Origin of the sequence: Haladaptatus sp. AB643, assembly GCF_024136975.1 — an archaeon.
GTDB lineage: Archaea > Halobacteriota > Halobacteria > Halobacteriales > Haladaptataceae > Haladaptatus.
The window spans coordinates 1-554 of the sequence record NZ_JAMYJW010000038.1 but is presented as its reverse complement, the minus strand read 5'-3'; the positions used below and the strand labels follow the sequence as shown (position 1 = coordinate 554).

General features: G+C 56.3%; 1 pseudogene. It reads left to right on the top strand.

Features of this window, described 5'->3' with window-relative positions:
• Positions 1-303, top strand: a pseudogene (locus NKF25_RS24080) (hypothetical protein); the annotation flags it as partial.
• Positions 304-554: the final 251 nt, after the last annotated feature.

Below are 554 nucleotides of genomic sequence, written 5' to 3'. Positions count from 1 at the left end.
CACTCCTACAGCGAGGGCAAGTGGGTCAGCGAACTCGCCATCGACGCCGACGTGCAGAACGGCGTCACCGACATCAACGGCGGAATGTCACTTCCCGGTTCCATCGACCTCGATACCGATGGCTTCAGTAACAGTGCATCGGTCGAGGCGGTTCTCTCGTCCGACTCGTCCGCGACCATCAACCTCTATCAGTTCCGCGCGAGCGGGTCACCCGTGGACATGGCTGGCAAAACGGTCGAAGTGGGTATCGAATACTCGGTTAACGGCAGCGGCAAATCGCGAACCATCACCCTCAGTCCCTGAGATTCACCGGAGCGGGACGACCGTACCTTTTTAGAGACGTTTACGAATCGATCGAAGCTATGGACGAGACGTTCGAGGCGTTCTGGAAGCCGCTTTCCGATTTTCCGGACGACAATTGGCCGTTGTATCCCGAGGGCTTGTTTCAATTGCTGATCCGAGAACTGTGAACGGGTGTTCTCCTCGAAATAGCCGAAAAGCCACGACTCACGAATCAATTCATCGAAGAAGTACGGGCCGGGCGCGATTTGAAC